18 protein-coding genes are annotated in these 19,362 nt (G+C 73.4%); 14 read left to right on the forward strand and 4 right to left on the reverse strand.

The features are described 5' to 3' along the window. The first annotated feature begins 29 nt into the window (after window positions 1–29). Window positions 30–725, forward strand: a complete 696-nt coding sequence (locus tag ACIBEJ_RS23245) for a B3/4 domain-containing protein (protein WP_397184871.1) — start codon at window positions 30–32, stop codon at window positions 723–725. 415 nt (window positions 726–1,140) lie between these two features. On the opposite strand, the gene ACIBEJ_RS23250 is transcribed toward ACIBEJ_RS23245, so the two are convergent. Further along, window positions 1,141–1,959 (reverse strand): IclR family transcriptional regulator, encoded by an 819-nt coding sequence (locus ACIBEJ_RS23250; RefSeq protein ID WP_397184872.1) that lies wholly within the window; start codon window positions 1,957–1,959, stop codon window positions 1,141–1,143. Window positions 1,960–2,102: 143 nt separating this feature from the next. Here ACIBEJ_RS23250 and ACIBEJ_RS23255 point away from each other — a divergent pair, with 143 nt between their 5' ends. From ACIBEJ_RS23255 to ACIBEJ_RS23290, 8 genes are all read left to right on the forward strand, one after another. Further along, window positions 2,103–4,097 (forward strand): thiamine pyrophosphate-dependent enzyme, encoded by a 1,995-nt coding sequence (locus ACIBEJ_RS23255; RefSeq protein ID WP_397184873.1) that lies wholly within the window; start codon window positions 2,103–2,105, stop codon window positions 4,095–4,097. Window positions 4,098–4,166: 69 nt separating this feature from the next. Further along, window positions 4,167–5,612 (forward strand): benzaldehyde dehydrogenase, encoded by a 1,446-nt coding sequence (locus ACIBEJ_RS23260; protein ID WP_397184874.1) that lies wholly within the window; start codon window positions 4,167–4,169, stop codon window positions 5,610–5,612. Between the two features lie 9 nt (window positions 5,613–5,621). Continuing rightward, window positions 5,622–6,584: an ABC transporter permease gene (locus tag ACIBEJ_RS23265; protein WP_397184875.1), complete on the forward strand. Its 963-nt coding sequence runs from the start codon at window positions 5,622–5,624 to the stop codon at window positions 6,582–6,584. After that, the gene (locus ACIBEJ_RS23270; protein WP_397184876.1) at window positions 6,581–7,615 is read left to right on the forward strand and encodes a sugar ABC transporter substrate-binding protein; all 1,035 of its coding nucleotides are present in this window, start codon (window positions 6,581–6,583) and stop codon (window positions 7,613–7,615) included. The genes ACIBEJ_RS23265 and ACIBEJ_RS23270 overlap by 4 nt, the downstream gene beginning before the upstream one ends. A gap of 3 nt (window positions 7,616–7,618) precedes the next feature. Continuing rightward, entirely contained in the window at window positions 7,619–9,121 is a 1,503-nt protein-coding gene (locus tag ACIBEJ_RS23275; RefSeq protein ID WP_397184877.1) for a sugar ABC transporter ATP-binding protein, read from the forward strand. Continuing rightward, entirely contained in the window at window positions 9,114–9,854 is a 741-nt protein-coding gene (locus tag ACIBEJ_RS23280; RefSeq protein ID WP_397184878.1) for an SDR family NAD(P)-dependent oxidoreductase, read from the forward strand. Before ACIBEJ_RS23275 ends, ACIBEJ_RS23280 begins: the two co-directional genes overlap by 8 nt. Then, on the forward strand, window positions 9,851–11,464 hold the full coding sequence (locus ACIBEJ_RS23285) for a GMC family oxidoreductase N-terminal domain-containing protein (RefSeq protein WP_397184879.1): 1,614 nt from the start codon (window positions 9,851–9,853) through the stop codon (window positions 11,462–11,464). Before ACIBEJ_RS23280 ends, ACIBEJ_RS23285 begins: the two co-directional genes overlap by 4 nt. A 7-nt stretch (window positions 11,465–11,471) precedes the next feature. Further along, the gene (locus tag ACIBEJ_RS23290; RefSeq protein ID WP_397184880.1) at window positions 11,472–11,630 is read left to right on the forward strand and encodes a hypothetical protein; all 159 of its coding nucleotides are present in this window, start codon (window positions 11,472–11,474) and stop codon (window positions 11,628–11,630) included. Here the strand turns inward: ACIBEJ_RS23290 and ACIBEJ_RS23295 are convergent. Next, window positions 11,627–12,394 (reverse strand): hypothetical protein, encoded by a 768-nt coding sequence (locus ACIBEJ_RS23295; RefSeq protein ID WP_397184881.1) that lies wholly within the window; start codon window positions 12,392–12,394, stop codon window positions 11,627–11,629. The genes ACIBEJ_RS23290 and ACIBEJ_RS23295 overlap by 4 nt on opposite strands. A gap of 310 nt (window positions 12,395–12,704) precedes the next feature. Between ACIBEJ_RS23295 and ACIBEJ_RS23300 the strand changes: the two genes are divergently transcribed. The 4 genes from ACIBEJ_RS23300 (at window position 12,705) to ACIBEJ_RS23315 (ending at window position 16,992) form a co-directional block, all read left to right on the forward strand. Further along, on the forward strand, window positions 12,705–12,995 hold the full coding sequence (locus tag ACIBEJ_RS23300) for an RNHCP domain-containing protein (protein ID WP_397184882.1): 291 nt from the start codon (window positions 12,705–12,707) through the stop codon (window positions 12,993–12,995). Then, window positions 12,995–13,357: an RNHCP domain-containing protein gene (locus ACIBEJ_RS23305; protein ID WP_397184883.1), complete on the forward strand. Its 363-nt coding sequence runs from the start codon at window positions 12,995–12,997 to the stop codon at window positions 13,355–13,357. The genes ACIBEJ_RS23300 and ACIBEJ_RS23305 overlap by 1 nt, the downstream gene beginning before the upstream one ends. A gap of 186 nt (window positions 13,358–13,543) precedes the next feature. After that, window positions 13,544–15,265 carry an ABC transporter ATP-binding protein gene (locus ACIBEJ_RS23310; protein WP_397184884.1) on the forward strand — a complete coding sequence of 574 codons (1,722 nt, stop codon included), beginning with the start codon at window positions 13,544–13,546 and terminating at the stop codon, window positions 15,263–15,265. Continuing rightward, window positions 15,262–16,992, forward strand: a complete 1,731-nt coding sequence (locus tag ACIBEJ_RS23315; RefSeq protein ID WP_397184885.1) for an ABC transporter ATP-binding protein — start codon at window positions 15,262–15,264, stop codon at window positions 16,990–16,992. The genes ACIBEJ_RS23310 and ACIBEJ_RS23315 overlap by 4 nt, the downstream gene beginning before the upstream one ends. A gap of 10 nt (window positions 16,993–17,002) precedes the next feature. Here ACIBEJ_RS23315 and ACIBEJ_RS23320 read toward each other — a convergent pair whose 3' ends face one another. Beyond that, complete coding sequence (locus tag ACIBEJ_RS23320; protein WP_397184886.1) at window positions 17,003–17,659, reverse strand: GntR family transcriptional regulator; 657 nt, start codon at window positions 17,657–17,659, stop codon at window positions 17,003–17,005. An 85-nt stretch (window positions 17,660–17,744) separates the two neighbouring features. Between ACIBEJ_RS23320 and ACIBEJ_RS23325 the strand changes: the two genes are divergently transcribed. Then, window positions 17,745–18,284, forward strand: a complete 540-nt coding sequence (locus ACIBEJ_RS23325; RefSeq protein ID WP_397184887.1) for a YbhB/YbcL family Raf kinase inhibitor-like protein — start codon at window positions 17,745–17,747, stop codon at window positions 18,282–18,284. Between the two features lie 16 nt (window positions 18,285–18,300). On the opposite strand, the gene ACIBEJ_RS23330 is transcribed toward ACIBEJ_RS23325, so the two are convergent. Next, entirely contained in the window at window positions 18,301–19,344 is a 1,044-nt protein-coding gene (locus tag ACIBEJ_RS23330) for an exo-alpha-sialidase (RefSeq protein WP_397184888.1), read from the reverse strand. Between the last annotated feature and the right edge of the window lie 18 nt (window positions 19,345–19,362).

The raw sequence follows: 19,362 nt of genomic DNA on the forward strand, positions 1-19,362 counted from the left end.
GCGGCGCGGGCCCGGCAGGCTGATCTGCCATGTACTTCCAGCACTCCACCGCCATGTGGGCGGCACACCCCGGCCTGGTCGCCGGCGTCGTCCGCGCCGAGGGCGTGAGCGCCATGGCCGAGGTCGGCGAGCAGGTGGCCAGGTTCGGCGCGATCGCCGCGGAACGGCTGACCGGGCGGACCGAGTCCGACCTGCCGGAGATCCAGGCCTGGCGGCGCACGTTCGCCGCGATGGGCCTCAAGCCGACCCAGTACCGGTGCGCGTCGGAGGCGTTGCTGCGGCGCTTCAGGAAAGAGGGGGAACTGCCGCGCATCCACCCGCTCATCGACCTGTGCAACGCGATCTCGCTGGCCTTCGCGGTGCCGGTGGCCGCGATCGACCTGGAGCGGGTGACGGGCGACCTGACGGTACGCCATGCGGAGGGCGACGAGACCTACGAGACGTTCTCCGGCGAGGTGGAGAACCCGGAGCCGGGAGAGGTCGTCTTCGCCGATTCGGCGGGACGGGCGCACGCGCGGCGGTGGACCAACCGGCAGAGCGGGTACTCGGCGGTGCGTCCTGGGACGTCCTCGGTGCTGATCGTGGCGGAGGCGGTGCACGGGACGGCATCGGTGGACGTGGCCAAACTGGTCCAGGCCCTAAGCGACGAACTGACCACCACCTGGCACACCACCCCTGCCTCCGCCCTCCTAACCCCCACCACCCCCCGCTTCCCCCTCACCTAACCCACCCCCGCCCACACCCCCGCCCACACCTACACCCCTGCCTCAGCCCACACCCCCGCCCCCGCCTCCGCCCACCCCCGCCCCAGGCTCCCGGGCCTGCCCAGGCTCCCGGGCCTGGCCGCGGGCCCCGGCGCTGCAGGGGTCCGCCTCTGCCCCCGCACCTTCGCGGGTTCCGCCGCGCTGCCCTCCGCCGTTGCGTTCCCCTGTCATGCGGGGGCGCGGCCCAACCCCGGGAGGGCGGGCTGCTCCGCCTCCCCTCGCTGGGCACGCCATGGGGGGCACCGGCGTCCCGCTTTCCGGGGCACGGGTCCGGCTGACCTGGGAAGGCGGCACGGGTTGGGTGGTCTGGGGGCGGTGGGTGGTCTGGGGAGGGTGGGTGGTCTCGGAGGGGGGTGGGGTTAGGAGGGGGGTGAGGTTAGGAGGGGAGGCGGCCGTGGAAGCGGGGGGTGCCGGTGGCGTGGAGGTCGGCTTCGATGCGGGCCGCCGTCGCCAGCAACGAGGGCAGCAGGTCGCGGCGGGCCGAGTCCGGGGTCGTCCGGCTGGCGTGGGTGGAGACGTTGACCGCCGCCACCACCTGACCGGCCGGGTCGCGGATGGGGGCGGCCAGCGACCGCAGCCCCTCCTCCAGTTCCTGGTCCACCATGGCCCACCCCTGCGCGCGTACCCGATCGAGCTCGGCGCGCAACTGGATCGGCGAGGTGAGCGTGCGTGAGGTGTGGCGCCGCAGCTCGGCGCGGCCGAAGAAGGCGTCGAGGTCGGCGGGGGTCAGCCAGGCCAGCAGCACCCGGCCCATCGAGGTGACGTGGGCGGGGAAGCGGGTGCCGATGTTGATGGTCACCCGCATGATCCGCGAGGTCGCCACCCGCGCCACGTAGACCACGTCCTCCTGGTCGAGCACCGCCACGGACGCGGACTCGTGCACCTCCGCCACCAGCCGCTCCAGGTGCGGCTGCGCGACCTCGGGAAGCGACATGCTCGACAGGTACGCGTACCCCAGCTCCAAAACCCGCGGCGTGAGCGTGAAGAAGCGCCCGTCGCTGCGCACGTACCCGAGGTCGGCCAGCGTCAGCAGGAACCTGCGGGCCGCCGCCCGGGTCAGCCCGGTGGCCCTGGCGACCTCGGCGAGCGTCAGCGCGGGGTGCTCGGAGTCGAACGCGCGGATCACCGACAGGCCTCTGGCCAGCGATTGCACGTGTTCGGGCGCACGGTTTTCTGTGGTGTCCCTACTTACCATGAGGTAACTATAGAGCGTGTTCGCCATCCGTACATTCGTATGGTCAGCGAACGCGAATGCATTGACGTGACCCCGATCACCGCCTAGCGTCCACGGAAACGCGCACTGTGCGAACGATTGTGCGGCATACGAACATCGAGGCGATGATGCAGACGGTCCGTGACGCAACCTTCGACGTGCTCCGCCGCTATGCCATGACCACCCTTTTCGCCAACCCGGGTTCGACCGAGGTGCCCCTGCTCACCGGGCTGCCCGACGATCTGGCGTTCGTCCTGGCGCTGCACGAGGGTTCCGTGGTGGGGATGGCGACCGGCCACGCCATCGCCACCGACCGCCCGGCGCTGGCACTCCTGCACACCACCGCCGGGCTCGGCAACGCCGTCGGCGCCCTGGCCACCGCCCGCGTCAACCGCGCGCCGCTCGTCGTGATCGTCGGCCAGCAGGACCGCAGGCACCTGGCGCTGGAGCCGTTCCTGACCGGCAGCCTGGACGGCCTCGCCGGCGACTATCCGGTGTGGCGGTCGCAGCCGGCGCGGGCCCAGGACGTGCCGGGTGCGGTGGCTCGCGCGTGGCACGAGGCGCGCACCGGCCGAGGGCCCGCCCTGGTCGTGGTGCCGATGGACGACTGGCTCAGCGTCATGCCGCCCGACCAGGTGGTCGCCGCCCCCCGCACGCTGCTACGGCCCAGCGCGACCGCCCTCGACGCCGTCATCGAACTGGCCGCCCTGCTGAACGAGTCCGCCTCCCCGGTGATCGTCGCCGGGGCGGGCGCCGACCACCCGCGTACCTGGGCCGCCCTGGTCACGCTGGCGGAGCGGCTGGCCTGCCCGGTGTGGCAGGAGTCCTTCGGCGCCAGGGCCGGGTTCCCGCAGCACCATCCGCAGTACGCGGGGGTCCTGCCCGCGGGCCGCGCCCAGCAGCGCGCGATCCTGTCGGGCCACGATCTCGTGCTGGCGGTCGGCGCCCCGGTCTTCCGCCACTACCCCTACCAGCCGGGCCACCTCGTCACCCCCGGCACCCGGATCGCGGTCATCACCGACGACCCGTCCGAGGCCCACCGCGCCCCCGCCGACCTGGCCATCCTCGCCTCACCCTCCACCATCTGCGAACACCTCCCCACCCACCTCCACCCCCGGGAAGGGCACACCACACCGGAACACCAGGAGCCCAGAGCCGAGCCCTGGAGCAGCGGCGGCCACTGGGCCACGCACGAACCCGCCGAGCCGCCCTGGGAACCACACTGGGCAACCCCCGGCCACCCCGGACCCGACCAAGCCACCTCCAACCCGGCCGAGCCGGGATCCGACGCGCCCGACCCGGCCGCCCCCGGCACCGGCACGCGCGACTCAACCCACACGCGCGGCCCGGCCGATCGCGGCGCTGACGCGCGCGGCGCGGACACGCATGGGTCGGCCGATCGCGGCGCTGACGTGCGCGGCGCGGACGCGCGTGGGTTGGCCGACCGTGGCGGCGACGTGCGCGGCTCGGTCGATAGCGGCCCGGCCGCCTCCGGGGTTGGTGCGCGTGGTCTGGGTGATCCTGGGGTTGGGGTGGGTGGGCTGGTTGATCCTGGGGTGGGTGAGCCGCTGCGGGCCGCTCATGTGCTCGCCGCCCTCGCGGTACGGCTGGCGCCCGAGACGATCGTGGTCGAGGAGACCCCGTCGTCCAGGCCGGAGCTGCACCGGCTGCTCCCCGCCAGGCGCCCCCTCGGGTTCGTCTCAGCGGCCATGGGCGGGCTGGGCTTCGCGCTGCCCGCCGCGGTGGGGTTGCGCATGGCCGTACCGGATCGCCCGGTGGTGGCGGTGGTCGGCGACGGTTCGGCCATTTACGGCATCCAGGCACTCTGGAGCGCCGCCCGCTACCGGGTGGGCGCGCTGTTCGTGGTGCTGGCCAACGGCAGGTACGCCGTCATGGACCGCCTGGCCGAGGCGGCCGACTCCGGCAAGCCCCCGTGGCCGCCCTTCGAGGAGGTCAGCCTGAGCGGCCTGGCCACCGCGTTCGGCTGCCCGGCCCGCCGCATCACCGGCCACGACGAACTGCTGGACGTCCTCGACGGCGTCATCCCCAGCCTCCTGGACCGTACCCAGCCACTGCTGCTCGACATCGCCGTAGCCCCGGACACCGACTTTCACCCGTGACACCCCTGACCACCCATGACCACCCATGACACCCCGCGAAAGGCCGCACCAAGCAGGAGGCACGCCCCCATGACCCTGCTCGACCCGTCCACCTGGACCGGACGCCTGTTCGGCGGCTCCTGGACCCAGGCCGCCGCCACCGCCCCCGTCACCGAACCCGCCACCGGCGCCGACCTCGGCACCATCGGCCTGGCCACCCCTGACGACGTCTCCGCCGCCGCGAGGCGCGGCAGGGCCGTACAGCCGGAATGGGCACGGACGAACTTCGAGGAGCGCGCGGCCGTGCTGCGCCGCGCGGGACTGGCCTTCGAGCAGCACGCGGCGGAACTCCACGAGTGGATCATGCGCGAGTCCGGCTCCATCCGCGGCAAGGCGGGCTTCGAGACCCACATCGCCGCCCAGGAGTGCCACGAGGCCGCCGCGCTGGCCTCGCGGCCGCTCGGCGAGATCCTGCCCACGGCCAAGCGGCGGCTCAGCCTGGCCAGGCGGGTGCCGTCGGGCGTGGTCGGGGTGATCGCGCCGTTCAACGCCCCGCTCATCCTGGCCATCCGCTCGGTCGCGCCCGCCCTGGCCCTGGGCAACGCGGTCGTGCTCAAGCCGGACCCGCGCACCGCGGTGTGCGGCGGCGTCGCGATCGCCCGCGTCTTCGAGGAGGCGGGCCTGCCCGAGGGACTGCTGCACGTGCTGCCCGGCGGCCCGGACGTGGGCGCGGCCCTGGTCGCCGACTCCGACGTCAGGGTGATCTCCTTCACCGGTTCCACCGCCGCGGGCAGGAAGGTCGGCGAGGCGGCCGCCCGCCACCTCAAGCGGGCGCACCTGGAACTGGGCGGCAACTCGGCGCTGATCGTGCTGGACGACGCCGACCTCGACCGCGCCGTCTCCGCCGGTGCCTGGGGCTCCTACTTCCACCAGGGCCAGATCTGCATGACCGCGGGCCGCCACCTCGTCCACGCGGACGTCGCCGCCGAGTACGTCGAACGGCTGGCCGCCAAGGCCGCCGCGCTGCCCGTCGGCGACCCCTTCACCCAGGACGTCGCGCTCGGCCCGCTCATCGACGCGGGCCAGCGCGACAAGGTCCACGCGCTCGTCGCGGCGGGCGGCGAGGTGGTCACCGGCGGCACCTACGACGGCCTGTTCTACCGCCCGACCGTCCTGACCGGCCTCACCAGGGACAGCCCCGCCTACGCCCAGGAGGTCTTCGGCCCCGTGGCGCCCGTGCTCACCTTCCGCGACGAGGAGGAGGCGGTCTCGCTCGCCACCGGCAGCGAGTACGGGCTGTCGCTGTCCGTCCTCACCCGCGACGTCATGCGCGGCCTCGACCTGGCCGAACGCATCCCCACCGGGATCGCGCACGTCAACGACCAGACCGTGGACGACGAGGCGGTCGCGCCGTTCGGCGGTGTGGCCCACTCGGGCACCGGTTCGCGCTTCGGCGGCGCGGCGGCCAACGTCGAGGCGTTCACAGAGACCCGCTGGATCACCGTCCAGGGCCCCATCGAGACCTACCCGTTCTAGGGGGACGGCGTGAAGCGTGTCTTCGGTGTGGACGAGTTCGGCGTCGTCGTGGTGCTCGTCGTGCTCGTGGTGGCCATCGGACTGTTCCATCCCGCCTTCCTCGACCGCGCGCAACTCGTCGACGTGGTACGGCAGGCGTCGTTCATCGGCGTGCTGGCCTGCGGCATGACGTACCTGCTGGCCATGCGCGAACTGGACCTCTCGGTCGGATCCACCTACGCCCTCAGCCTCATCGCGGGCAGCATGATGATGCGCTCGGGCGTGAACCCGTGGCTGGCCGCGGTGGCCGCCGTGGCCGTCGGCGCCGTGCTCGGCCTGGTCAACGGCGCACTGTGCAACACGCTCGGCATCCCGTCGATCATCGCGACGCTGGGCACCCTGTCCGTCTTCCGCGGCCTGGCCCTGGCGCTGAGCGAGGGCCGCCAGGTGGCCGGGCTGCCGCGCGAGGACGCCTTCTTCACCGTGGTCGGCGGCGACCTGCTCGGGTTGCCCACCTCGATCTGGGTGCTGGCGGCGGTAGCCGTACTCCTGACGGTGGTCTTCAAGGCGACGCCGTTCGGCTACCGGGTGCGCGCGATCGGCTCGAACCCGGACGCCGCGCGCTTCTCCGGCATCTCCATTCCGCGCGTCCGCCTCCAGGTGCTGGTGCTGTCCGGCGCGCTGGCCGGGGTGGCGGGCGTGCTGACGCTCGGCTTCTTCGCCTCCGGCCAGCCCACCATCGGGCAGGGCTACGAGCTGCAGGCCATCGCCGCCGCGATCATCGGCGGCACCCCGCTGCGCGGCGGCTCCGGCACGGTCTGGGGCTCCGTCCTCGGCACCGTGATCCTCGGGACGGTGGCCAGCGGCCTGGTGTACTTCGGCGTCCCCATCAACTGGAGCCTGTTCGCCACGGGCATCGTCATCCTCCTCGCCGTCGCGCTCGACGCGCTCCTGCGCCGCCGCGGCTCCGCCAGCTCTAGGGAGGCACTGTGAAACGCGTCCTCATCGCCGTCCTCGTCCTGACCGCGGCCTGCTCCGGCGGCGGCCCCACCTCATCCGGCGCCCCGAAGATCGGGTTCTCGCTGGCCACCACCGACGCCGACTTCGCACAGGAGATGGCGGCGGGCGGGAAGTTCGGCGCCGACGCGGTCGGCGGGGTCGAGCTGCAGATCAGCGCCCCGAACTCGGTCGACCCTCCGGCCCAGGTCAAGCTCTTCGGCGACCTCGGCCGCACCGCGCCCGACGGCATCGCGATCGAGGATCTGGCGCCCGAGCTGTTCGTCCGGCCACTGGCCGACCTGGCCGCGCGGAAGATCCGGCTGGTCGGCGTGGACACCGTGCCCGCCCCCGGCAGCAACGTCGGGCTCTACGTCGGCAACGACAACCGCGGCGCGGGCAGGCAGCTCGCGCTCGAAGCGATCAAGCTCCTGCCGCCGGACGCCTCCGGTGAGGTGGTGCTCGGGACGCCGAACCCGGGCGTGCCCGTCCTGGACGAGCGGGCCAACGGCATGAAGGAGGCGTTCGCCGAGAAGCTGCCCGGGGTGAAGGTGCTCGGCCCGTTCGAGACCAAGAACGACCCGGCGGCCAACTTCGAGATCTGGAACGGCCTGGTCAAGGCCCACCCGAAGGCGCTGGCCTTCCTCGGCACCGGTGACCAGGACGCCTACAACCTGGCCAAGGCCAAGCAGACCGCCGGAGGCTCGTACCTGGTGGCCGCCTTCGACCTCGACCCCAAGACGCTGGCCGCGGTCAAGGACGGCACCAGCTTCGCCGCCATGTCGCCCGAGCACTACTTCAAGGGCTACGTCGCGATCCGCATGCTGGCCGAGGCCGCCAAGGCGGGCAAGCCGCTGCCCGAGGGCTGGGTGGACCCCGGGCACCTGCTCGTCACCAAGGCCAACGTCGACGAGATCACCGCCAGGCAAGCCTCCGACCAGGCCAAACGCGACTGGCTGAAGAGCCGGGCGGACGAGTTCTTCACCGGTATCCAAAGCAGGTTGCGGCCGATGAGCGAGGCGAAATAGCCCATGTACCACGCCACGGGCATCGGCAAGCGCTTCGGCGGCGTACGCGCCCTCGACGGCGCCCACATCGAGCTGCGGCCCGGCAGCGTCCACGCGCTCCTCGGCGAGAACGGCGCCGGCAAGTCCACGCTGGTGAAGATCCTGGCCGGAGCCCTGCCTCCCGACGAGGGCGAGCTCCTGCTGGACGGTGCGCCCGTGCGCTTCTCCACCACCCGTGACGCGGTACGGCGCGGCGTCGCCGTCGTCTCCCAGGAGCTCAGCCTCTTCCCCGACCTGGACGTGCTGGCCAACCTCTTCCCCGCCTGCGACCTGCGCCGGGCCGGTTTCCTGCTGGACAGGAAGGCCATGGCGCGCAAGGCGGGGCCGGTGCTGGAGGAGCTGGAGTTCACCCGCCCGCCCGCCACCCGGGTCGGCGAGCTCACCCTGGCCGAGCGCCAGCTCGTCGAGATCGCGCGGGCGCTGCTGGAGGATCCGGCGGTGCTCATCCTGGACGAGCCGACCTCCGCGCTGCAGGCCGACGCCGCCGCCCGGCTGCTGCGCATCCTCGCCGCCCTGCGCTCGCGGCAGGTCGCGGTGGCCTACGTCTCGCATGTGCTGGAGGAGGTGGTGCGGTTGTGCGACGAGGTCACGGTGCTGCGGGACGGGCGCAACGCGCTGAGCGCCGTCCCGATGGCCGGGCTGACGATCGAGAAGATCGTGCGCGCGATGGTCGGCGACCGCCCCACGACCCCCACCGCCGACGCGCGTGCCGGTGCGGCGCAGGTCGCGGGTACGGCGGGGCTGCGGCTGGAAGGCGTCCACGTGCCCGGTCACCTCGACGGCGTCGATCTGGAGGCGCGGCCGGGCGAGATCGTCGGCCTGGCCGGGATCGCGGGCGCGGGCCAGACGGCCGTCCTGGAGGTCGTCTGCGGTCTGCTCACCCCCTCGGCGGGCACCCTCGCCTACCCCGGAGGCGGTCCACGACCGCGTGACCTGCGCCAGGCCATCAGGGCGGGCGTCGCCGTCGTGCCCAGCGACCGAAGGAGGCTCGGCCTCATGCTGGACAAACCCCTCTGGGAGAACATCGCCCAGGTACGGACCGTCGCGCTGGGCCTTACCGGATCGTGGGTGCGCGCGAAGGGCCTGCGCGAGCGCGCGGTCGCGGCCACCGAGCGGCTGCGGATCCGCGCGAGCGGGCCCGACCAGCTCGCCGGGCGGCTGTCCGGCGGCAACCAGCAGAAGGTCGTCTTCGCCAAGTGGCTGGAGGCCGCGCCCGGCGTCGTCCTGCTCGACGATCCCACCCGCGGCGTCGACGTCGCCGCGAAGGCCGAGATGCACGCCATCGTCCGCGAACTGGCCGCCGAGGGCAGGATCGTGCTGCTCACCTCCACCGACCCGGCCGAGCTGGCCCAGGTCTGCGACCGGGTGCTGGTCTTCCGCAAGGGCCGCGTCGCCGCCGAACTGGCCGGACAGCGGCTCACCGACCACGAGATCCTCCACCTCGCCCATGGAGCCGACAGTGAGTGACCGTCTGGCAGGACGTACCGCGGTGGTGACCGGCTCGGCCGGCGGGCTCGGCGCCGAGTTCGCCGTCGCGCTGGCCGGAGCGGGGGCGCGGGTCGCCGGGTTCGACGTCGCGGGACAGAGCGCGACCGCCGCCCGGATCGGCGACGCGTTCCTGCCCGTCACCGTGGACGTGACGCAGCCCTCGCAGGTGGCGCGGGCGATGTCGCTGGTCGCGGCCGAGGCGGGCGGGCCGCACATCGTGGTCAACAACGCCGGGATCTATCCGCCCATACCATTCGAGAAGACGACGCTGGACGACCTGCGGCGCATCCTCCAGGTCAACGTCGAGGGGCCGTTCGTGGTCACGCAGGCGGCGCTGCCGTACCTGCGCGCGGCCGGTTGGGGGCGGGTGGTCAACATCGCCTCGGGCGCCGTCTTCGTCGGCCCGCCCGACCTCGCCGCCTACACCGCCTCCAAGGCCGCGCTCATCGGGCTGACCCGTTCGCTGGCCACGCTGCTCGGGCCGGAGAACATCACCGTCAACGTCATCGCACCCGGCCTGACCAGGACCGAGACGGCGGCGCGCAGCACCGGGGCGGACGGCGGCTTCGAGCGCGTGGCGGCCACCCAGCGGGTGCCGCGGGTGGAGGAACCCGGCGATCTCCTCTCGACCTTGCTCTATGTGTGCGATCCGGCCAGCGGGTTCCTCACCGGGCAGACCCTCAACCTCGACGGAGGGGCGGCCTTCCTGTGAACGTCTTCGACCGGCTCGTGCCCGGATCGGCCGGCATCGGCGTCACCGAGTACGCCGAGCGGGCCGCTCCTCCCGGGCTGGGCGCCGCGCTGGAGTCGCTCGGCGGCGCGCCCCTTGAGGAACAGGTCGGCAGCCCCGCCTTCGACCTGGTGCGGGCGGTCGCGATCGAGGCGTACTACGGGGACTACGCCGCACCCGGGCACACCGGGCCGACCGGGCACGAGGCGATCGGGTTCCGGCCGCCGCAGGGTGCGCGGTTGCGTAAGGAATGGGACTTCCTGGACGAGCGGCGCGAGCCGTACCGGGGGGACGACACGGCGGACGTCATCATCGTCGGGTCAGGCGCGGGCGGCGGGCTGATCGCGGCCGAGCTCGGCCGCGCCGGGCTGGACGTGCTGGTGCTGGAGGCCGGAGAGCTGCGCGGCGCGGCCGACCACACCCGCTTCGAGCTGCGCGCCAACCACCGGCTGTGGTGGCCGCCGCGCTTCGCCGACATCGAGGGCGAGCGCCCGCTCGCGCTGCTGTCCGGACGCTGCGTCGGCGGCACCACCGTGATCAACACCAAGGTCGCGCTGCGGGCGCCCGCCGCCGAGCTTCCGTTCGACCTGACGCCCTACTACGAGCGGGTGGAGGCCGCGCTCGGCGTGCGGGTCCGCGCCGACTGGCCGCCCAGCGTCCACCGGGTACGGCCCGGCTTCCAGGCACTCGGCGCCGACCTGACCCCCGTCGAGTCCTACACCGACTACAACTGCAGCCGGTGCGGCTCCTGCCTGCAGGGCTGCCCGACCAACGCCGGACGCAACACCCTCAACACCTGGCTCGCCCCCGCCCTGGCCCGTGGCGAGATCCGGCTGGCCACCGGGGCCGAGGTCGAGCGGGTCCTCATCGAGGACGGCCAGGTCAAGGGCGTCGTCCACGCGGGCGGCGTCGCCCGCGCCCCCGTCGTCGTCCTGGCCGCCGGGGCCCTCAACACCCCGCAGATCCTCCAGCGCAGCCCCGGCTTCCCCGCCCTGCCCGGCACGCTCGGCCTGCACCCGGCCAGGCTCGTCTACGGCCTGTTCGACGAGCCCCAGGACTGCCACATGGTCTACCCGATCACCGCGCACTGCCTCGACTACCAGGAGGACTTCGTCATCGAGGGCACCACCATCCAGGACCCGGTAGCCTTCGCCACCAGCCTCGTCGACACCGACGGCCACCCTCTGTGGGGCGACCCCCTGACCCAGACCCTCCGCTCCTACCGCCACTGGGCCGGACTCCTCGTCATGGCCAACGACCTCAACACCGCGACCGTCGCGCCCGGCGACACCTTCCGCAAACGCCTCGCCCCCGTGGAACGCCGCCGCCTGGCCGACGGCCTCGCCTTCGCCGTCGAGGCGCTGGCCGCCGCGGGGGCGCGGCGGGTCGTGTGGACCGGCCTGAGCACCTCACACGTCCAGGGCAGCGTCCCGATGGGCGGCCCCGTCTCACTCGACGGCGCCGCACACGCCGTCTCCGGCCTGTACGTCGGCGACGCCTCCCTGATCCCCACCTCCCTGTCCGTCAACCCGTCCCTCACCGTCATGGCCCTGGCCACCCGAGTCGCCGACGCCATCCGCTCAGCCCGATAATCAGCACATGACCGACACCCCGACGCTGCCGATCATCATCGCGGTCATCGCGATCGTCCTGGCCTTCGTGGTCGACTCGCCGCTGCTGGTCGCCTGCCTGTGCGTGCTCGGGCTGGTCTGTCTCGCCTGGTGGTTCATCCTGGACCGCCGCAACCGCCGCGGCTAGCGTCGTCCAGCCGCCACCCGCGCCAGTCCCGCCCCGGCCCCTGCCAGCACCACCAGCCCGGCCAGCGCGACGATCCTGCCGTCCGGCCCCGCGTCGCCCCCGCCACCCGTGTCCGCCCCGCCGATCGGCGTCTTGACCTCGTCCACGGGCTCGTCGTTCTCCGGCTCCCGCGGCGACCCGGTTTCCTCGGGCTGCCCGGTGCCGGTGGGCTGCTCGTCTTCCGTGGGCCGCTCGCTCTCCGTGGATGTCGTTCCTTCGACGGTGAGCGGGTAGACCGAGCCGGTCCCGCGATCGCCTACCTCACACTCGATCACCGGGTCGGTGGCCGTGGGGCCGAAATTGATGGCGGCCGGGCGAACAAAGCCGCTGCCCGGCTCCCTCGGGGTCGTCTTCAGCTCGACCACGGTCTGGGGTAACACGATCGGCTGTCCGGCCGTGACCGAGGGCAGCGTCGCGACCCCGGTGGCGGAGGTCAGACTCTTGATCTTGCTGATGCCCGCATAGGCGTACAGCTTGAGCTCGGCCGAGGGCGCGATCAGCTCGCCGCCACCCGCGTACGAGCCCAGCCAGCCGATCGTCAGTTGCTCGCCCACCTTCGCCGTGGGCGGCACGGTCAGCTCCACGTTCACCCGGATCTCCTGGATCTGCCCGGTGGCCTTGGTCTCGCAGGCGTAGGTCATCACCCCGGCATCGGCGCCGCCCATGGGGACGCCGGAGGAGACGGCGAGCAGCGCGGCGGCGGGAACGAGCAGATGGACGCGCATGGTGACCCCCTCGGGGTAGGTGAGGCGGAAGAGAGGACGGGGGAGGAGGGGGTTCGGTTGGCTTGAGGTGGAAAACCTCTGGTCGGGTGGGTGGGGGCGCTGGTAGCGTCGCGGTGTCCGTGATGGTGAACCAACCCGGGCCCCCGAGCCCCAGGAAGCAGTGATGTATGCCCCGGTCCGCGCCGAGCGCGCCTACCGTGTCTCGGGCCTTCATGCTGTCCCGGGGCTGCCGCATCGCATGCTGAGCTAGGCCGCTCGGCGCTTCCTTGCTGTCGTTCCACGTGGTTTCTCGGCAAGGAGCACCTTCAACGTGTCCGAATACTTCTCCTGTCCGGGGTGCGGGATCACCTCGGACGACCGGCGCGACCACTGTCCCGAGTGCCTGACGGCCGTGCACCAGACCGACGGGGCCCGCATGGCGCCCATCGCGGTCGCGGTGCCCGCCGAAGGCGAGTGGGTGGTCGTGCACCGGTGCGAGCTGTGTGGTCAGCTCGTCTCCTCGCCCGCGCGCGGTGACGACAACGTCCTCATCCTCATGCGCCTGGCGGTACGCCCGCTGGCGTCGCCGCCGTTCCCGTTCGAGCTGTTCGGGAGGCTGTGATGCGCGGGCGTACCAGGCGGCCGCAGCGGCGCAAGGAGCCGCGGGCGGCGACGTTCCGCTGCGCCGAGTGCCGGATGGACGTGTCCATGCGCGCGCCGGGCACGGCGCACCGCAACCACTGCCCGTCCTGTCTCGCCAGCCTGCACCTGGACCGGCGGGTGCCCGGCGACCGTGACGCCGGGTGCGGCGGGCGGATGGCGGCGCTGGGCGTCACCGCGCGCGAGGACGGCGAGTGGCTGCTGATCCACGAGTGCCGCCGGTGCGGCCGGCTCAGCGCCAACCGGATCGCCGGCGACGACAACGCGGTGGCCCTCCTGCGGCTGGCCATGCGTCCGCTGTCGGGGAGCCGGCTGGCCATCTGAGCGCGGCCGATCGTCCGTGCGCCGTCCAGCGGGTGCGGCTGATCGTCTGGGCGCCGCCCTGACCAGCGAGTACCGCTGGTCAGGGCGGCTCGCCGAGCCCCATCGGCGGGCCGCTACGCCCGGGGCGGAACCGCTTCCCGCCCCGCACGGCGCCTGCCTACAGTCGATCGGGAAAGGGGGCGCGACGTGGCACTGTGGCGGCTGCTGGCCAGGCATCTTCGCCCGCGTCGCCGCGCCGTCGCCGCCGTCGTCCTCATGCAGGCGGCGCAGACCGCGGCCCTGCTCTACCTGCCCGCGCTCAACGCCGGGATCATCGACGACGGCGTGTTCACCGGCGACACCGGGCTGATCCTGCGCCTGGGCGCGGTCATGGCGGCGGTGTCGCTGGCGCAGGGCGGCGCCACGCTCGCCGCCGTCCACCTGAGCGCGCGCATCGCCACGGAGGTCGGCCGTGACCTGCGGGAGGCGGTGTTCCTGCACGTGCAGCGCCTGTCCACGCAGCAGGTGGGCGGGCTCGGCGTACCGTCGCTGGTGACCCGCACCACCAACGACGTCCAGCAGATCCAGACGCTCACGATGTCGCTGCTGACGGCGATCGTCGCCGCCCCGGTCATGGCGGTGGGCGGGATCGTCATGGCCTTCGCCCAGGACGTCGCGCTGTCGTGGCCGCTGGTGGCGCTCGTGCCGGTCCTGGGTGTCGTCACCGCGGTGCTGGTGGGCAGGATGCGGCCGTGGTCGCGGGCCGTACAGGAGCGCATCGACGGCGTGAACCGGGTGCTCAGGGAACAGATCGCGGGCGTCAGGGTGACCCGCGCGTTCGTCAGGCAGGACGCGGAGAGCGGGCGCTTCCACCGGGCCAGCGAGGAGCTGACCGGCGCCTCCACCCGCCTCGGCCACTCCACGGCCGCGCTGATGCCGCTGGTTGTGAACCTGGTCAACGTCTGCGGCGTCGTCGTGGTGTGGGCGGGCGCGTGGCGGGTCGGCGACGGGCTGGGGGTCGGTGAGCTGACCGCGTTCCTCACCTACCTGGCCATGATCCAGGCGGCCGTGCTCGCCGCCGCCTTCGTCGTCATGAACCTGCCCAGAGCCGAGGTCTGCGCCGCCCGCGTCGCCGAGGTGCTGGACACCGAGCCCGGCCTGGCGCCGCCCGCGCGCCCGGTCCGCCGCATGCGCGAGCCCGGCCGGGTCGAGCTGCGCGGCGTGCGCTTCCGCTACCCGGGCGCGCAGGACGACGTGCTCCACGGTGTCGACCTGGTGGTGGCGCCCGGCACGACGACGGCGATCGTCGGCTCCACGGGCAGCGGCAAGAGCACGCTGCTCAGCCTCATCTGCCGTCTGTGCGACCCCACCGAGGGCACGGTGCTCCTGGGCGGCGAAGCCGCCACCGCGCTCGACCCCGGGCTCCTCGCCGAGTCGCTGAGCCTGGTCGAACAGCGTCCGCATCTGTTCTCCGGCACCGTCGCCACCAACCTCCGCCTGGGCCGCCCCGACGCCGCCGACGACGAGCTCTGGCACGCCCTCGGCCTCGCCCAGGCCCGCGACTTCGTGACCACCCTCGACGCCCGGGTCGCCCAGGGCGGCGCCAACCTCTCCGGCGGCCAGCGCCAGCGGCTCGCGCTGGCCCGCGCGCTGGTCCGCCGCGCGCCGGTGTACCTGCTGGACGACCCGTTCTCCGCCCTCGACCACACCACGGAGTCCCGGGTACGGCAGGCCCTCGCCACCGCGACGGCAGGCGCCACCGTCATCCTCGTGGCCCAGCGCGTCCGCGCCGTCCAGGACGCCGACCACGTGGTCGTCCTCGACGAGGGCAGGGTCGCCGGCGCGGGCACCCACGACACGCTCCTGCGCGACAGCCCCGTCTACCGGGAGATCGTCCGATCCCAGCTCGGCGAGGAACTGGTCGGATGAGCTTCGGGCGGACGGCCTGGCGCCTGCTCACGCTCCTGCGCCCGCTGCGCGGGCTGTGGGGCGTGGCGGTGCTCGGCCTGGCCAGCATCGTCCTGAACGTCACCGGGCCGCTGCTGCTCGGCCGCGCCACCGACCTGGTCGTCACCGGCGCGCTCACCCGGCCCGAGCAGGGGATCGACGGCCGGGCGCTGGCGGCGACGCTGCTGGGCGCGGCGGGGGTCTACGCCGGTTCCGCGGCGTTCTGGATACTGCAGCGGCGTTTCATCACCCGGCTCGTCCAGCGGGCGGTGTTCCACCTGCGGCGGGAGGTCGCGGAGAAGCTCGGGCGGCTGCCCGTGCCCTACTTCGACCGGCAGCCGAGGGGGGAGGTGCTCAGCCGTACCACCAATGACGTCGACAACCTCGCGCAGAGCCTGCAGCAGTGCCTCGGCCAGATCACCAACACCGCGTTCCTGCTCGCGGGCACGCTGGGGATGATGTTCTGGATCTCGCCGCTGCTGGCGGTGGTGGCGCTGGTGACCGTGCCGGTGTCGGTCCTGCTCACGCGGGTGGCGGGGCGGCGGGCGCAGGCGGAGCACGCCCTGCAGTGGCAGGCCACCGGCGAGCTGAACGCGCACGTCGAGGAGGCCTACACCGGCCACACCGTGATCACCGCCTACGGCCGCCGCCGGGAGTCCGCCGCGGCCTTCCGCGACCACAACGCCCGCCTGTGCCGTTCGTCGGCCCGCGCCCAGTTCGTCAGCGGCGTCATCGGCCCGGCGACCGGCCTCGCGGGCAACCTCGGCTACGTGCTCGTCGCCGTCGCGGGCGGCTTCCAACTGGCCGCCGGGGCGCTGACGGTGGGGGCCGTGCAGGCGTTCATCCAGTACTCGCGCGAGTTCGGCGGGCCGCTGACGGCGCTCGCCGGCCTCGCCGGGGTGATCCAGTCCGGGGTGGCGTCCGGCGCGCGGGTCCTGGAGCTCCTCGACGAGCCGGAGGAGCCCGCCGACCCGCCCGGGGCCGCCGCGCCGGTGCGGGGCCGCGTCGTCTTCGACGAGGTCTCCTTCGCGTACGGCGAAGCCGCCCCCGTCATCCGCGACCTCTCCCTGGTCGTAGAGCCGGGCACCACCGTGGCCGTCGTCGGCCCCACGGGCGCGGGCAAGACCACGCTGGTCAACCTCCTGATGCGGTTCTACGACGTGACGGCCGGCCGGATCACCGTCGACGGGGTGGACCTGCGCGACATGAGCCGCGACGCGCTGCGCGCCGCCACCGGCATGGTCCCCCAGGACAACTGGCTGTTCCACGGCACCATCCGCGACAACATCGCCTACGGCCGCGCCGGCGCCACCGCCGCCGAGGTCGAGGCCGCCGCCAGGGCCGCCCACGCCGACCACTTCGTCCGCACCCTGTCGCGCGGCTACGACACCGTCATCGACCAGGACGGCGGCGCCCTGAGCGCGGGCGAACGCCAGTTGATCACCATCGCCAGGGCCATCCTCGCCGACCCCGTCATCCTCGTCCTGGACGAGGCCACGAGCTCGGTCGACAGCCGCACCGAACTCCTCATCCAGCGGGCGCTGACCCGGGCCCGCCGCGACCGCACCTGCTTCGTCATCGCCCACCGGCTCAGCACGATCCGCCAGGCCGACGTGATCCTGATGCTGGACGACGGCGCCGTCGCCGAGCGCGGCACCCACGAGGAACTCCTGGCCGCGGGCGGCCCCTACGCCGCCCTCCACGCCTGAAGGCGGCGGCTCAGGCGCCGGCGAGCCCGGCGACCGTCAGCGTGAGGTGCCTGGTCAGCGCGTCGGCCGCGGCGTCGGCGTCGCGGGCCAGCGTCGTCTCCTCCAGGAGGCGGTGTTCCGCGACGCCGTCGCGCTCCGGGGTGCGCTGGGCCGACCAGCGGCGGGCCAGTTCGCCGGCCGTCCACAGCCGGTCGAACGTGTCCAGCAGCACGGCGTTGTCGCAGGCCTCCAGCAGCGTGCGGTGGAAGACCCGGTGGGCCTCCGACCAGGCGCCGCTGTAGTACTCGCCCTCCTCGGGCACGAACACCTGGGTGCGGGTCAGCCGGTGGTGGGCCGCCCGTACCCGCGCCTCCCAGTCGAGGTCGCCGCGGGCGATCGCCAGGCGCAGCATGACGGGCTCGACGGTACGGCGGGCCTCGGCGATCTCCTCCCAGCGCCGGTCGGAGAAGTCCGGGACGGCGAACCCCCGGTTCGGCAGGCGTACCGCGATGCCGTCGCCGACGATCCGCACCAGCGCCTCGCGGACGACGGCCAGGCTGACCTCGTGCCGCCGGGCGAGTTCCTGTGGTTTGAGCGCTTCGCCCGGGGCGAACTCGCCCCTCATGATCGCGTCCCTGAGCCGGGCGTGGACCTGCTCGGAGAGCATCTGCTTGGTGTCGGCCGTCATGCCGCCAAGCATAGACGATTGAGTTGATAATCGATTATCTGTGTTACTGTCGATTATGTCCGATCAGCGATCTGGAAGAGGAACCATGCCGACGAACGCCAACAACCCCTTCGCCCGCCTGCCCGAGGTGCCGTCCTTCACCGTCACCAGCACCACGCTGACCGACGGCGGCCCCATGCCCGCCGCGCAGTGGTCGGCCGGAGTCCCGGGCGGCAAGGACGTCTCCCCGCAGCTCTCCTGGACCGGCGCCCCCGAGGGGACCAGGAGCTATGCCGTGACCGTGTACGACCCGGACGCGCCTACCGGATCCGGGTTCTGGCACTGGGCGGTGGCCGACATCCCCGCCGCCGTCACCGGCCTGCCCGAGGGCGCCGGGGACGAGAGCGGCTCCGGTCTTCCCGGCGGCGCGTACCAGCTCCCCAACGACGCCCGACTGCCCCGCTACCTCGGCGCGGCCCCGCCGGCCGGGCACGGCCCGCACCGCTACGTCGTCGTGGTGCACGCGCTGGACGTCGAGACCATCGGCGTCCCGGCCGAGGGCACCCCGGCCTACCTCGGCTTCACCATCGCCGGCCATGTCCTCGGCCGCGCGGTCCTGACCGCCACCGCCGAGACGCCCGCCTGACCGGCGGCCTTCCGCCTCAGACGCCGGGCAGGGCGGTGAACGTGATGCGGTCGTACGGCGACCAGTTCCCCGTCTCGTACAGGACTCCGGCCCCCGCGTCGCCGAGCGGCACCAGGTCGGAGTAGGCGGCGGGCAACCCCGACAGGTGGCGGACGAACTGCCACGTCTGCCCCGCGTCCGAGCTGACCCGCAGCCCCATCGCGGCCCGGTCGGCCAGGTGGGCGGGCGCGGAGAACAACAGCCGCCCGTCCGGCAACGTCAGCACGCTGGCCTGGACGTCGGCCGTGACGATCGTGGCCTGGGCGCGGTAGGAGACCTCGAGCGTCTGGCCGCCGTCACGGCTGTAGGCGTCGGCGCGGTTGCCGGGGCCGGTGCCGCCGCGGTCGCGGCAGTTGAAGTAGAGGCGGCCGTCGGGCAGCTCGGCCACGGTGGTCTCGTTCTCGTTGACGTAGCCGTTGGGGTTGGAGGAGGTGAAGCCGATCCGCCAGCTCTCGCCCTGGTCGTCGGAGTAGACGCAGTGGCCGCCGTAGTGCTTGGGCTCGGAGCCGGTGTCGCCCGCGGCGGGCGGGCGGGAGTGGTTGGCGCCGATGACGATCCGGCCGGAGGAGGTGACGATGCCGTGGCCGGGACCGGTGGCGTACCAGCGCCAGGACGGTTGCCTGACGGCGGCGCTGATCTCGGCCGGCGCGCTCCACGTGGCCCCGGCGTCGTCGGAGCGCTGCAGGTAGACGCGGCGGGGGGCGGCGGTGCCGCGCATGATCTCGTGCTCGGTGGCCGCGCCCGCGTTGCGGCAGGTCAGCAGCAGGATCCGGCCCGACGGCAGGACCACGGGGGCGGGGTTGCCCGCGGTGTCGCCGCCATGGCTGGTGACCACCTGGAGCGGGCCCCAGCTCTGGCCCTGGTCGGTGGAGCGGCGGCACACCACGTCGATGTTGCCGGTGTCGCCGACCGCCTGCCGCCCTTCCGCGAACGCCACCAGCGTCCCGTCCTGCGCGCGGACGATCGCGGGGATGCGGAAGACCGGATAGTCCGTGCCCGAGGCGAACACCACCGTCGACATGCCTTCGATCATTCCGCA

Origin of the sequence: Nonomuraea sp. NPDC050790 (assembly GCF_044456745.1) — a bacterium.
GTDB lineage: Bacteria > Actinomycetota > Actinomycetes > Streptosporangiales > Streptosporangiaceae > Nonomuraea.